At 63.4% G+C, this 13,313-nt stretch carries 11 protein-coding genes; 5 read left to right on the top strand and 6 right to left on the bottom strand.

Going from position 1 to position 13,313, the window contains the following annotated elements:
• Window positions 1-28: 28 nt before the first annotated feature.
• On the bottom strand, window positions 29-592 hold the full coding sequence (locus tag B0G83_RS29240; protein WP_105510871.1) for an acyloxyacyl hydrolase: 564 nt from the start codon (window positions 590-592) through the stop codon (window positions 29-31).
• Window positions 593-955: 363 nt separating this feature from the next.
• On the opposite strand from B0G83_RS29240, the gene rpoH reads away from it, so the two are divergent.
• From rpoH to cydX, 5 genes are all read left to right on the top strand, one after another.
• Window positions 956-1,891 (top strand): RNA polymerase sigma factor RpoH, encoded by a 936-nt coding sequence (gene rpoH, locus B0G83_RS29235; RefSeq protein WP_035553615.1) that lies wholly within the window; start codon window positions 956-958, stop codon window positions 1,889-1,891.
• Between the two features lie 339 nt (window positions 1,892-2,230).
• Window positions 2,231-2,491, top strand: coding sequence for a cytochrome oxidase putative small subunit CydP (gene cydP / locus B0G83_RS29230; RefSeq protein ID WP_105510870.1), 261 nt, complete (start codon window positions 2,231-2,233; stop codon window positions 2,489-2,491).
• The gene (locus B0G83_RS29225; protein ID WP_105510869.1) at window positions 2,481-4,076 is read left to right on the top strand and encodes a cytochrome ubiquinol oxidase subunit I; all 1,596 of its coding nucleotides are present in this window, start codon (window positions 2,481-2,483) and stop codon (window positions 4,074-4,076) included. Before cydP ends, B0G83_RS29225 begins: the two co-directional genes overlap by 11 nt.
• A gap of 35 nt (window positions 4,077-4,111) precedes the next feature.
• Window positions 4,112-5,248 (top strand): cytochrome d ubiquinol oxidase subunit II, encoded by a 1,137-nt coding sequence (gene cydB / locus B0G83_RS29220; protein WP_105510868.1) that lies wholly within the window; start codon window positions 4,112-4,114, stop codon window positions 5,246-5,248.
• A 29-nt stretch (window positions 5,249-5,277) separates the two neighbouring features.
• On the top strand, window positions 5,278-5,391 hold the full coding sequence (gene cydX, locus B0G83_RS29215; RefSeq protein ID WP_105510867.1) for a cytochrome bd-I oxidase subunit CydX: 114 nt from the start codon (window positions 5,278-5,280) through the stop codon (window positions 5,389-5,391).
• Between the two features lie 161 nt (window positions 5,392-5,552).
• Here the strand turns inward: cydX and nagE are convergent, their stop codons facing one another.
• From nagE to B0G83_RS29190, 5 genes are all read right to left on the bottom strand, one after another.
• Window positions 5,553-7,331 (bottom strand): N-acetylglucosamine-specific PTS transporter subunit IIBC, encoded by a 1,779-nt coding sequence (gene nagE / locus B0G83_RS29210; RefSeq protein WP_105510866.1) that lies wholly within the window; start codon window positions 7,329-7,331, stop codon window positions 5,553-5,555.
• A 99-nt stretch (window positions 7,332-7,430) separates the two neighbouring features.
• Window positions 7,431-9,995 carry a phosphoenolpyruvate--protein phosphotransferase gene (gene ptsP, locus B0G83_RS29205; protein WP_181157131.1) on the bottom strand — a complete coding sequence of 855 codons (2,565 nt, stop codon included), beginning with the start codon at window positions 9,993-9,995 and terminating at the stop codon, window positions 7,431-7,433.
• Window positions 9,996-10,033: 38 nt separating this feature from the next.
• Entirely contained in the window at window positions 10,034-11,041 is a 1,008-nt protein-coding gene (locus B0G83_RS29200) for an SIS domain-containing protein (RefSeq protein WP_105510864.1), read from the bottom strand.
• The gene (gene nagA / locus B0G83_RS29195; protein ID WP_105510863.1) at window positions 11,034-12,137 is read right to left on the bottom strand and encodes an N-acetylglucosamine-6-phosphate deacetylase; all 1,104 of its coding nucleotides are present in this window, start codon (window positions 12,135-12,137) and stop codon (window positions 11,034-11,036) included. The genes B0G83_RS29200 and nagA overlap by 8 nt, the downstream gene beginning before the upstream one ends.
• A gap of 99 nt (window positions 12,138-12,236) precedes the next feature.
• A complete protein-coding gene (locus tag B0G83_RS29190; protein ID WP_105510862.1) occupies window positions 12,237-12,971 on the bottom strand; it encodes a GntR family transcriptional regulator in 735 nt (244 codons plus the stop codon).
• Window positions 12,972-13,313 lie beyond the last annotated feature (342 nt).

Here is a 13,313-nt window from a genome sequence, read left to right as displayed (position 1 = left end):
CACCGGTGAGCCGACGTGGCCACGGTCGTCAGAAGTTATATTGCAGATATAGCTGGTGGAAATTTATACCAGGATTCGGCTCTTTGATACCACCGTTGGAAACATGCTGGAAACGGTAGCCCGCCTGGTACTGCTGGTGGCTGCCGAACTGCAGCCCCACGCCCGCCATGTCGGCGAACTGGAAAGCGGTGCCGAGCGTGAACTTCTCGGACAGCCGTGGACTCGTCAGCAGCCGGATGCCCGCGCCTAGTTCGGCGTACGGACGCAGCGACCCGCTCCCCTTGATGAAGCGGATGATCGGCGTCACACCGACTTCGCCGATGTTGTCGTGCACATTGCCTTCGTTGGTATGCCACCAGGCCACGTGCGCTTCGCCGATCAGCGAGAAATGCCAGTCGCCGATTTGCCACCAGGTCAGATTCGGATCCCAGACGAAACCGAGATCGAGTTTCTTGACGTGCCGGTCGCCGACACCGCCGGCGACCTGTATGCCGAACTGGTCGGCCGAAGCCGCCGCCGAAGCGCCCATCAACAAGGCCGCACATGCGGCTTTTAGCGCCAGACCACGCAATCCATCGTTTTTATTGTTCATCTAACACCCGAGCTCCGCCGAACGTTAAAGAATCTGTAACAGTCCCCTTATTCTAAAGAGAAAGTCGGATCGATGGATCGTATGAAGAAACCTAAGTTTTCGCAATTAGTCACTTCAAAATCTGCAAAAATCGGTCACTTATAAGACTGAAGGCAAATTGTTAGGTAAGTTGTACGACTCAAGCAATGGCTGCGCGGGAAGCGTATCATGGCTATTGAAATCCAAATTTCAATAGGAATTTGCGGAACTTGGATGTCCCTACGGCCTCTAAGTATTAGCACTCGGGAAATCAGAGTGCTAACATCCAACGCTGGAGTCGTTTACCTGAATACGCTTTTGTCTGATTCCAAAGGAGTTTTCCACGTGAGCCATGCAATGACCCTTCCGAGTACTCTGAGCCCGTCGGCGGCTAAGGCCGCTTCGGCAGGTGCACTGGCGCTCTCGCATTCCTCGCTGCTGCCTGGTCAACTGGGCAATATCGACGCCTACATCCAGGCCGTTAATCGGATTCCGATGCTGACGCCGGCGGAAGAACGCCAGTTCGCCACCGAATTTCGCGAGCAGGACAACCTCGAGTCCGCGCGCCGTATGGTGCTGTCGCACTTGCGGTTGGTCGTGTCGATCGCGCGCAATTACCTCGGTTACGGCCTGCCGCACGCCGACCTGATCCAGGAAGGCAATATCGGCCTGATGAAGGCCGTGAAGCGCTTCGACCCGGAGCAGAACGTGCGCCTCGTGTCGTACGCCATGCACTGGATCAAGGCTGAGATCCACGAATACATTCTGCGCAACTGGCGGATGGTGAAGGTCGCCACCACCAAGGCGCAACGCAAGCTGTTCTTCAACCTGCGTAGCCACAAGCAGGGGCTGGGCGCGTTCACGCCGGACCAGATCGACGATCTGGCCAAAGAACTGAACGTGAAGCGCGAAGAAGTCTCCGAAATGGAAACGCGTTTGTCGGGCGGCGATATCGCGCTCGAAGGTCAGGTCGAAGACGGCGAAGAAGCGTACGCGCCGATCGCCTATCTGGCCGACTCGCATAGCGAACCGACCGCCGTGCTGGCTTCGCGCCAACGCGACAAGCTGCAAAGCGACGGTATCGCGAGCGCGCTGGACGCGCTGGACGCCCGCAGCCGCCGCATTATCGAGGCACGCTGGCTGAAGGTGGAAGACGACGGTTCGGGCGGCTCGACACTGCACGAACTCGCCGACGAGTTCGGCGTGTCGGCGGAACGGATTCGCCAGATCGAAGCCAGCGCCATGAAGAAGATGCGCGGCGCGCTGACCGAATATGCGTAAGGCCTGAAACCTTCGCCACGAAGCGCACCGCCAGGCCAACGCCAACTGGCCGTAAAGCCCCGCCCTCGCAAGACGGCGGGGCTTTTTTTCGTCCGCGCGGCAAGATGTTCGCCGCGCCCCAGCCCATACGTGGCCTGGCCCAGTCGGCATACGTTTTCTTGACGTATCACAAACCAGATAGCAATACTGTTCGAACGGGGCGAGCTTCGCGACCCAATGCCGCAGCGCTGAAATGATGCGCACAGGGTTCTGCTCCTAGAATCGGGATGCACTCGCCAGACCGCTCACGTGGCCTGGATCCAGCCGGACTCACCGGCGAGAAGTCGCCTTCGACCGATCATGACCATAGCCCTCAAACGCAACCACCGCCCCCGCTCGAACCTGCGCAAACGGTTCGACCGCTGGGTGCGCGGTCCGACGTTGGCGCGGGACATCGCCATCGTCCTCGCCATCAAATTCGCTCTGCTGATGGCGCTCAAATACGCATTCTTCAATCATCCGCAGGCGGAGCATATGTCGCTGCCGCCTGAACAAGTCGCGCAGGCGCTGTTGTCCGTGCCGGCCTCCCATCCGTCCCAAGGTGATCCACATGCCCGTTAGCGAAGTCGTAGAACTATCGCGCCTCCAGTTCGCCATCACGGCGCTTTATCACTTTCTGTTCGTGCCGCTCACGCTTGGCCTGTCGTGGCTGCTCGTCATCATGGAATCCGTCTACGTGATGACCGGCAAGCAGATCTACAAGGATATGACCCAGTTCTGGGGCAAGCTTTTCGGGATCAATTTCGCGATGGGCGTGACCACCGGGCTCACGCTGGAATTCCAGTTCGGCACCAACTGGTCGTACTACTCGCACTACGTCGGCGATATTTTCGGCGTGCCGCTCGCCGTTGAAGGCTTGATGGCGTTCTTTTTGGAATCGACCTTCGTCGGTCTGTTCTTCTTCGGCTGGAAGCGGCTCTCGAAAGTGCAGCACGTAATGGTCACGTTCCTCGTCGCGCTCGGCTCGAATCTGTCCGCGCTGTGGATTCTGGTCGCCAACGGCTGGATGAACAATCCGGTCGGCGCCACCTTCAACTACCAGACCATGCGGATGGAACTCGACAGCATCTTCTCCGTGCTGTTCAACCCGGTCGCGCAGGTGAAGTTCGTGCACACCGTGTCGGCCGGTTATGTGACCGCGTCGATGTTCGTGCTCGGCGTGTCGTCGTGGTATCTACTCAAGCGCCGCGACACCGAATTCGCGCTGCGTTCGTTCGCGATTGCCGCCGGCTTCGGTCTGGCGTCGACGCTGTGCGTGATCGTGCTCGGCGACGAGTCCGGCTACCGCACGGGTGAAGTTCAGCAGGTGAAACTGGCCGCGATCGAATCCGAATGGGAAACCGCGCCGGCGCCCGCGCCGTTCACGATCATCGGCATTCCGAATCAGAAGGAAGAGCGCACGGACTACGCGATCCGGATTCCCTACGCGCTCGGCCTGATCGCCACCCGCTCGGTCGATGAACCCGTGGTCGGCCTGAAAGACCTGATGGCGCAAAACGAAGTGCGTATCAGGAACGGCATGCTGGCCTACGCCGCGCTGCAAAAGCTCAAACAGGGCGACGCTACCGACGAAGCCAAAGCCGCCTTCGACGCGCACAAGAAAGACCTCGGCTACGGCCTGATGCTCAAGCAGTTCACCGCGAACGTCACCGACGCCACGCCGGACCAGATCGTCCAGGCGGCGAAGAAGACGATTCCGCCGGTCGCTCCCGTGTTCTTCTCGTTCCGCCTGATGGTGGGCCTCGGCATCCTGTTCCTCGCGACCTTCGTGACGGCGTTCTGGTTCTGCGCGCAACGCTCGCTGCTGCTGGAAAAGCGCCGCTGGTTCCTGCGCTGGGCGGTGTGGGCGATTCCGTTGCCGTGGCTCGCAGCCGAGTTCGGCTGGATCGTGGCTGAAGTGGGCCGTCAACCGTGGACGATTGCCGGCATCCTGCCGACCAGCCTCTCCGCGTCGAGCCTGACGCCGACGGATCTGTATCTGAGCATCGGCGGCTTCGTGGTGTTCTACACGGTTCTGTTCATCATCGAAATCATGCTGATGTTCAAGTACGCGCGCCTGGGACCGTCGTCGCTGCATACGGGCCGCTACCACCACGAACAGCAACCGCCGCTGAATCAGCCGCTGCCGACCAACACGGCCGCCTGATGCGCCGCCACTGAGCATCAAGGGAAAAGATCATCATGGATTACGCAACCCTCAAACTGATCTGGTGGGTGCTGATCGGCGTGCTGCTGATCGGCTTCGCGCTCACCGACGGCTTCGACATGGGCGCGGCGATTCTGCTGCCGTTCATCGCAAAGACCGATGCCGAGCGGCGCATTGTCGTGAACACGGTCGGTGCCACGTGGGAAGGCAACCAGGTGTGGTTCATCACGGCCGGCGGCGCGATGTTCGCGGCTTGGCCGCTGGTGTACGCGGCCTCGTTCTCGGGCTTCTACTTCGCCATGTTGCTGGTGCTGTTCTCGCTGTTCTTCCGGCCGGTCGGCTTCGACTACCGCAGCAAACGTGAAGACCCGCGCTGGCGCAGCGCTTGGGACTGGGCGCTGTTCGTCGGCGGCTTCGTGCCTTCGCTGGTGATCGGCGTCGCGTTCGGCAACCTGCTGCAAGGCGTGCCGTTCGCGTTCGATACCGACCTGCGCGTCACCTATCACGGCGGCTTCTTCGCGCTGCTCAATCCGTTCGCGGTGTTGTGCGGGCTGGTGAGCGTGTCGATGCTGGCGGCGCATGGCGCGGCCTTCGTGAAGATGAAGTCGGACGGCGTGGTGGCCGAGCGGGCCTCGCTCGCGCTGCGGATTGCTTCGCTGGTGGGCGTGGTGCTATTCCTGATCGCCGGTGTGCTGATCGCGACGGTGATCGGCGGCTATCAGGTGATCGACGCGCCGCCGCTCGATTCCGTCGCCAATCCGCTGATGAAGAACGTGATCGGCGCGCCTGGGCTGTGGCTCACCAACTACGCGAATTATCCGTGGATGGTGGCCGCGCCGGTGGCGGGTCTGGTGGGCGGTGTGCTGGCTTTGTTGCTGGCACGCTCGCGGTTCGAGAAGAGCGCGTTTCTGTCGACCGCGTTGATGATTATCGGCGTGATTCTGACGGCGGGCTTTTCGATGTTCCCGTTCATCATGCCCTCGTCGCTCGACGGCCGCAGCAGCTTGACCGTGTGGGATTCGACGTCGAGCCGCATGACGCTGCAGATCATGCTGGTGGCGGTCGTCATCTTCCTGCCGCTGATTCTGATTTACACCAGCTGGGTGTATCGCGTGATGCGCGGCAAGGTGACTGCCGCCGCGCTCGAAGAAAACCAGCATTCGATGTATTGACCGGCAGTACGTTTTAACAGGAGTTTGTGATGTGGTATTTCAGTTGGCTGCTTGGGATCGGCGTGGCGTTGGCGTTCGGCATCATCAATGTGATGTGGCTGGAGTCGCGCAAGCCGGTGGAAGCTAAAGCTAGAACGCGCTGAAGCGACGCGCGCCGGCGGCAATGAAGCCGGTCGATTAACGCGAAAGCGGCACCTTGAAGAAAATCAAGGTGCCGCTTTTTTGTTGCTGCGTGCCGTGCCGCTTGAATGGAGACGGCGGAAACCGCCCCACTCCGTTACGACGCCGTCACACGATCACCCCATCACGCGGGCAAAGGCGAAGCATTGCCGCCATTCGCCGACATACGCGTCGCCAGCACCGCCGCATAGCGTTGTGCCGAATCGCCGACGACGATATGGAACGTATCCGCCGAGATCCACGCCGTATCGAGCGTAGCGAGCCGCTGACGATCCACCGCCGACGGATCGCGCACGACCACGCGCAAACGCGTCGCCGCAACCGCATCCAGCGACACCACGTTGCCCGCGCCGCCGAACACGGCAAGCCAGCGCAGCGGATCCGGATCGAGCGGACCACCTTGCCCACCTGCAGTTGCCGCAGCAGCCACCGGCGCAACGGCAGCAGCAGGCGCAACACTCGCCGCCTTCACCGTCTCGCCACCACCCTGCGCGATTACCGTACGAATTTCATCCGCGATGATGTCCGCTTCCGGCCCGATGATCACCTGCACATTGCCCGAACCGCGCTTCAACACGCCACGCGCGCCGATCGTCTTCAGATCGTTTTCCGAGACCTTGTTCGAATCGACCACCGACAACCGCAGACGCGTCGTGCAAGCATCCACCACCGACAGATTCGCCGCACCGCCCAACGCAGCGATATACCGCTGCGCACGCGGCACCGCAGCGCCCGCCACCGGCGAAACGAAACCACCGGCCTCGAACGATCCGACCTGTTCGTCAGCAGCAGCGGGTTCGCGACCTGGCGTCGCCATGTTGAACTTGCGGATGAAGAAGCGGAACAGCCCGTAATACACGACCGAATACACGATGCCGATCGGAATCGCCATCCAGCCCTTCGTCGACAGGCCATAGTTCAGCACATAGTCGATCGCGCCAGCCGAGAACGTGAAGCCGAGGTGAATGCCGAGCGCCGAGCAGATCGCGAGCGACAAGCCGGTCAACAGCGCGTGAATCACATACAGCACCGGCGCGAGGAACATGAAGCTGAATTCGATCGGCTCGGTCACGCCCGTCAGGAACGAGGTGAGCGCCATCGAGAACAGCAGGCCGCCAACCATCGCACGGCGTTCCTTCGGCGCTTCATGGAACATGGCCAGACACGCGGCCGGCAGACCGAACATCATGACCGGGAAGAAGCCCGTCATGAACGTTCCGGCCGTCGGGTCGCCCGCGAAGAAGCGATGCAGATCGCCCGTCACCGCAACGCCGCCCGGCGGCGTGAACGTGCCGAACACAAACCACGTCAGCGAGTTGAGAATGTGATGCAGACCCGTGACGAGCAGCAGACGGTTCAGCACGCCGAACACGAACGCGCCGAGCGCACCCGCCGTGGTCAGCCAATGACCGGCCGTATCGATCACAGCTTGCACGGGTTGCCACACGTACCCGAACACGATGCCGAGCACGAGGCAGACCACCCCCGTGACAATCGGCACGAAGCGTTTCCCTCCGAAGAACGCGAGGTAATCGGGCAGCTTGATGTCCTTGTACTTGTTGTACAACAAGCCCGCGACAATCCCCGCGATGATCCCCGACAACACGCCCATGTTGAGCTTGTCGTTGATGTCCTTCATCACCGCCATTTCGATCAGATAACCGATCGCGCCCGCGAGACCCGCCACGCCGTTGTTGTCTTTCGCGAACCCGACCGCCACGCCGATCGCGAACAGCAGCGGCAGGTTGTCGAAAATCGCGCCGCCGGCGTCGGCGATCATCTTGATGTTGAACACATCGGGTTGGCCGAGGCGCAGCAGCAGGCCGGCAACCGGCAGCACCGCAATCGGCAGCATCAGCGCGCGTCCCAGGCGCTGAATCTTCAGAAACGGATTCCCATCCATCGATTACCTCCAATCCTTAGTCTCGTGGTCGACTGTTGTCGTTGAATTTTCTAGCTTCACGTCTTCGTTGTGCGAAGCCGGCTGCGGACTGTGTGGTGCTCAGTCCAGCGGCCAGGTTTCGCGGCTCACTGCTCTTACCGCCTGTGCCGATTCGAGCGCCAAGGCATCCTGGGCGCGCTGGCGACACAACTGATAATCGAGATTGCGCACGCGCGCTTTGATGCCCGGCACCGACACCGGATCGACCGACAGTTCGGTCACGCCGAGGCCGACGAGCAGCGGCATCGCCACCGGATCGCCGGCGAGCGCACCGCACACGCCGACCCATTTGCCGTGCTTTGCCGCGCCTTGCACGGTGGCCGCAATCAGGCGCAACACGGCCGGATGCAAGCCGTCGGCTTGTGCGGCGAGGTCGGCCTGACAGCGGTCCATGGCGAGCGTGTACTGCGTCAGATCGTTGGTGCCGATAGACAGGAAGTCCGCGTATTGCGACAGCTGATCGGCCAGCAAGGCCGCCGACGGCACTTCGATCATCACGCCGACTTCGATCGGCTCGGTGCGGCCCAACTCGCGGGCAAATTCGTCGATGCGTTTGCGGATGCGGATCAGTTCACCCGCGTCGGTCACCATCGGCAGCAGAATGCGCACGGCGCCAAGCGGCTGCACGGCCAGCAGACCGCGCAACTGGTCGTCGAGCAGATCCGGGCGTACTTGCGCGAGACGAATGCCGCGCAGGCCGAGCGCCGGATTCGGTTCGGGCGGCAACGTCAGGTAATCGACTTCCTTGTCGGCGCCGACGTCGAGCGTGCGAATGATCGCGGTGCGCCCGCTCAAGGCGTCGACGATCGACTGATAGCTTTGACGGTGTTCGTCCGTGGTCGGCGCCGCGGCGCGGTGAATGAACAGCAGTTCGGTGCGCAACAGGCCGACGGAATCGGCGCCGTTGTCGACGGCGATTTTGGCGTCGTCCAGCGTGGCGATGTTCGCGGCCACTTCGATCGCGCGGCCGTCGGCGGTCACGGCGGCTTGCTGCGACGTGCGGCGGTTCGCTTCGCGCACGTTAGCGAGGCGGCTGCGTTCCGTGCGCGCGCGTTCCACGTCGAGTTCGGTCGGCGCGAATTCAAGCCGGCCGGTGGTGGCGTTCACCACGACTTGCGTGCCTTCGGGAATCGCGTGCAAGGCATCGCCCACGGCAACCAGCGCGGGAATCCCGGCCTGCCGCGCGAGAATCGCCGCGTGCGAGGTCGCACCGCCGCGCGCCATGACCAGCGCAGTAACGCGCGAGCGATCCAGCGTCGACAGATCCGACGGCGTGAATTCTTCGGCCGCGAGCACGGCTTCTTCCGGCAGCACACGTGCCGCTGCGTTCGTATAACCCAGTGCGCGCAGCACGCGCTTTTCGATGTCGCGCAGATCGGCGGCACGTTCGGCGAGCAACGCGTCTTCGATATTCGACAGAATCGCGATCTGCGCGCGGATCGCGTCGCGCCACGCAAAACCCGCGCTCTTGCCGAGGCTGATCAGATCGCGCGCCGCGTCGAGCAGCGTCGGATCTTCGAGCAACACGCGATGCACCGCGAAAATGCCCGCTTCACCCACCGCGCCGCGTTGCGACGCATCGCGCACGGTCGTACCGAGGTCCGCGTCGACGGTGGCGATCGCCTTGTCGAGCAGACGGCTTTCCGCCGCCGACGTGCCGTTCGCCTTCTCCGGCGGATCGATGTCCGCGTCGTCCCAACGCACCAGCTTGCCGACCGCGACGCCCGGCGCGGCGCACACGCCCGCGAGCGTATTCGGCGCGAGCGCCTCACCCGCCGGACGCACGACCGCCTGCGGCGCGGGCGAGCTTTGACGTGCGGGCTTTTCTTCGGCTTCGCCGTGCGCTTCGCGCGTCAATTCGTGGGCGATCGCGTCGATCGCGGCTTTGGCTTGCGGGCCGACGCCGAGCAATTCGACGGTCGCGCCTTCGCCCGCACCCAGACCGAGCAAACCGACCACGCTTTCGATCGCCGCCTTGCGCCCTTCGTAACGCACTTCGACCCGCGCGTCGAAACCGCGCGCCGCTTCACGGGCACGCGCCGCCGGACGCGCATGCAAACCACCCGCGTGAACCAGCGTGACCTGCTGGCGCGCTTCTTCCGTCACATTCGTGGCACTCGCCTGGCGCGACGCTTCGGCGACGGCGCCGTCGCGGGCACGCAGCACCAGCAGCGGCGTTTCACCGGCCTTCAGCATGCCGCCTTCCACGCGCTCGACGATTTCGAACGCGTCCGAATTGGCAATCGCGATCACCGACACCAGGCTCGGTGCGTTAAGCGCGACCTGGTCCTGATCGAACTCGATCAGGATGTCGCCGGCACGCACGTGGGCGCCTTGCGCGACCATCGGCGCAAAGCCCTTGCCGTTCAGTTCGACCGTGTCGATACCGATATGCAGCAGGATCTCCGCGCCGTCGGCGGTGGCCAGCGTGACCGCATGGCCCGTGCGTGCGAGATGCGTGACGGTGCCGTCGCACGGCGCGACGAGTCGCCCCTCGAGCGGATCGACGCCAATGCCGTCGCCGAACATGCCGCCCGAAAACACAGGGTCGGGCACCTTCGCGAGCGGCACGACCGGACCGGTCATTGGCGCGAGCAAAACAATATGGCCTGCAGTGGGGCTCATCAAGCGGGACTCCTCGACACGTCGCATCTGATTTCTCGTCAGTGAGTTTCGGTGACTTTGTTGAGATGGCGCGGCGCATCGGGATTGCGCCCGCGCGCGGCGGCAAGGCCGGCGGCCATCACGTAAAAGGACAGGATCGCGGCGATCGGATCGAGCGCCGCATGAGCGGTGGTCGCGAGCGGCAGCGTGGCTTCCGCCACGTCGGCGGGCGCCGCGAGCAGCACGTTGGCGCCGCGCGCGCGCATGTCGCGAGCGAGTTGCAGCAGGCCCGTTTGCTCGGGTCCGCGCGGCGCGAACACCAGCAGCGGATAGTCGCGGTCGATCAGCTCCATCGGACCATGACGCACTTCCGCGCTCGAAAACGCTTCGGCCTGAATGCCGGAGGTTTCCTTCAGCTTGAGTGCGGCTTCCTGCGCGATCGCGAGACCCAGACCACGGCCGATCACGATCATGCGTTCGACGCCGCGCAATTCGTCGACGGCTTGAGTCCAGTCGAGCTTGCCCGCCGTTTGCAGCGCCTCGGGCAGCGTGTTCAATGCGGCGAGCAGGTCGGCGTCTTTTTGCCAATGCGCGACGAGTTGCGCGGAGATCGACAGCATCGCGATGTAGCTCTTGGTGGCCGCGACACTCAACTCCGGACCGGCGACGAGCGGCAGATGCCATTCGCACGCGTCGGCCAACGGCGAGCTGGGTGCGTTCACGGCGGCTACCGTCAGCGCGCCGGCTGCGCGGAGCGCTTGCATCGTGCCGACCAGATCCGGGCTCTTGCCCGATTGCGAGAAAGCCAGCGCGAGCTGATCCCGCACTTGCAGCGGCGCTTGCTGAAGCGTCGCGACCGACATGGGCAGCGACGCGACCGGCACGCCGAGGCGGCTCATGGTCAGGCTGGCGAAGTAGCTCGCCGCATGGTCCGAACTGCCGCGCGCGACGGTGAGCGCGACGTGACGCGGCTGCTGCGCGAGCTTCGTGGCCAAGGCCTCGACGCGCGAGGTATCCGTGAGTTGCGCGGCAACCGTTTCAGCGGACGCCAACGCCTCTTTAAGCATATTCGACAATTGCTTCTCCTTCGACGTAAGTCGCGGTCAACGCCAGTTCACGATCGAACACGACCACATCGGCCCACGCGCCGCGCGCGATGCGGCCGCGGTCTTCGATGCCGAGATAGTCGGCGGCGTAGCGCGACAAACGGTTTGATACATCGGCGATCGGCAAGCCGATCGAGACGAGATTGCGCAGCGCCTGATCCATGGTCAGCGTGCTGCCGGCGAGCGTGCCGTCGGCAAGGCGTACGCCGCCGAGGCACTTGGTGACGTGCTGGCTGCCGAGGCGGTATTCGCCGTCGGGCATGCCGGTGGCCGAGGTGCTGTCCGTCACCACATACAGACGCGGAATCGCGCGCAGCGCGGCGCGGATCGCGCCCGGATGCACGTGCAGCAAATCGGGAATGATTTCGGCGAATTCGGCGTGCGCGAGCGCGGCGCCGACCAGGCCAGGATTGCGGTGATGCAGCGGCGACATCGCGTTGAACAGATGCGTGAAGCCGCAGGCGCCGTGCTTGAGCGCAGCGACGGCGTCGTCGTAGGTGCCCAGCGAATGGCCGAGCTGCACGCGCACGCCGCGCGCCGCCATCGCGGAGATGATTTCCATGTGGCCGGCAATTTCCGGCGCGAGCGTCACCACGCGAATCGGCGCGATCGACAGATACTTCAGCACTTCTTCCATCACCGCGGAAACCGCCGCGTCCGGTTGCGCGCCGAGTTTGCCGGGGTTGATGTACGGCCCTTCCAGATGCACGCCGAGCACGCGCGCGCCGCCCGGCGTACGGACTTTCGCGTTGTTGCCGAGACCGGCGACCACGTTCATCAGTTCGTCGCGCGGCGCCGTCATGGTGGTGGCGAGCAGGCTGGTGGTGCCGTAGCGCGCATGCGTACGGGCAATCACTTCGATCGCGTCGCCGGCTTCCATCACGTCGGAACCGCCGCCGCCATGCACGTGCAGATCGATGAAGCCGGGCAGGATGTACGGCGCGTCGTTGGTCGACGGATCGACGCGGGCGCCGGTCAGTGCCGTGATGCGGCCGTTTTCGTATTCGAGCGTGCCGTGAATCCACCCATCGGTGGTGAGTATGTTTCCGGTCAGCATGAGTCTCTCTGGTCAGGCGTAATACGGGGTGTGGCTGAATCGCGCGTAGTGTCGCCGCGTCGCCCGGTGAGCCTCGCGGCCCGCCGGCAAATCAGCCAGTCAGGTTCGCAACTCGGCGACGAAGTCGTAGTAATCGTCGCGGCAATAGGTGTCGGTCAGTTCGATGGCGCGCTGGTCCGCGCTATAGCCGATACGGGTAATGACCAGCAGCGCCGAGCGCGGTTCGATATCCATCAGCGAAGCGATCTCGCTCGACGCGTTGACCGCACGGAAGTGCTGCAACGCGCGTACCACGGCCTGGCCGCGTTGTTCTAGGTGCGCGTAGAGCGACACGCCGATTGCTTGCGGGTCGGGCACGATCGACGCCGGCAGCGCGGAATGCTCGACCGCCATCACGATGCCGTCCGCACGCCGCAGGCGCCGCAAGCTCGCCACCGCCGCGCCGGGCGACAGACCCAGATGCACCAGCTCGTCCCGATTGGCGGCGCGGATATCGCGCTCGAGCCACACCGAATCCGGCCGGAAACCACGTTGCTGCATCTTCTTGGTGAAACCGGTGAGACGCGACAGCGGATCTTCGACCCGCGGCGTGATGAAGCTACCCGCGCCGCGAGCACGCCGGATCAAGCCTTGCTCGACCAGCAGTTCGATCGCCTTGCGCGCGGTGATGCGCGACACGCCGATCGCGTCCGACAACGTGCGCTCCGACGGCAGCGCTTCACCCGCCGACCAGACGCCACAATGGATCGCCGTCGCCAGATTGCGCGCGAGCTGCAAATAGAGCGGCGTGACGTTGCGAGCGTCAGGCATCAATGCGGACCAGCGAGTTTCCATGGGGCTCCGGGGGCCGTTGTGGGGGAGTCGGCCGACGAAAAATGAGAGCCCATTATATAACCAACATAATACCAGTCAATCAACTGGTATCAGTCTGGTCCGAACCACTGGAGAGCCTTATACAGCAAGCGTTTGCGAGGTTTGACAAGGTGCCGGACGGGGTGTCCCGGCGCCCAGGACTTACCCGTATTCAGCCTTCTGAAAGCGTACCGGTGGAGCCCACATCGGACCGCAACTGGTCTGATGAAAACCACGGTGGATACCTGTGTGATACCAGTTCGTCTACCTCGGCGTCGGCGCGGCTTTTTTAATGGGTGAGGTTCCAATATAGTGCTGGATACG

It is taken from the genome of Paraburkholderia sp. BL21I4N1 (genome assembly GCF_002973525.1).
GTDB lineage: Bacteria > Pseudomonadota > Gammaproteobacteria > Burkholderiales > Burkholderiaceae > Paraburkholderia.
Note: the sequence above shows the minus strand (reverse complement) of the source record. Positions and strands in the feature narration are given on the sequence as shown.

Excerpts from the sequence above, each read along its gene's own strand:
- nagA (WP_105510863.1), bottom strand. The coding sequence starts at position 12,137 with ATGCTGACCGGAAACATACTCACCACCGATGGGTGGATTCACGGCACG.
- B0G83_RS29200 (WP_105510864.1), bottom strand. The coding sequence starts at position 11,041 with ATGCTTAAAGAGGCGTTGGCGTCCGCTGAAACGGTTGCCGCGCAACTC.
- nagE (WP_105510866.1), bottom strand. The coding sequence starts at position 7,331 with ATGGATGGGAATCCGTTTCTGAAGATTCAGCGCCTGGGACGCGCGCTG.
- B0G83_RS29190 (WP_105510862.1), bottom strand. The coding sequence starts at position 12,971 with ATGGAAACTCGCTGGTCCGCATTGATGCCTGACGCTCGCAACGTCACG.
- B0G83_RS29240 (WP_105510871.1), bottom strand. The coding sequence starts at position 592 with ATGAACAATAAAAACGATGGATTGCGTGGTCTGGCGCTAAAAGCCGCA.
- ptsP (WP_181157131.1), bottom strand. The coding sequence starts at position 9,995 with ATGAGCCCCACTGCAGGCCATATTGTTTTGCTCGCGCCAATGACCGGT.
- B0G83_RS29225 (WP_105510869.1), top strand. The coding sequence starts at position 2,481 with ATGCCCGTTAGCGAAGTCGTAGAACTATCGCGCCTCCAGTTCGCCATC.
- cydP (WP_105510870.1), top strand. The coding sequence starts at position 2,231 with ATGACCATAGCCCTCAAACGCAACCACCGCCCCCGCTCGAACCTGCGC.
- cydB (WP_105510868.1), top strand. The coding sequence starts at position 4,112 with ATGGATTACGCAACCCTCAAACTGATCTGGTGGGTGCTGATCGGCGTG.
- cydX (WP_105510867.1), top strand. The coding sequence starts at position 5,278 with ATGTGGTATTTCAGTTGGCTGCTTGGGATCGGCGTGGCGTTGGCGTTC.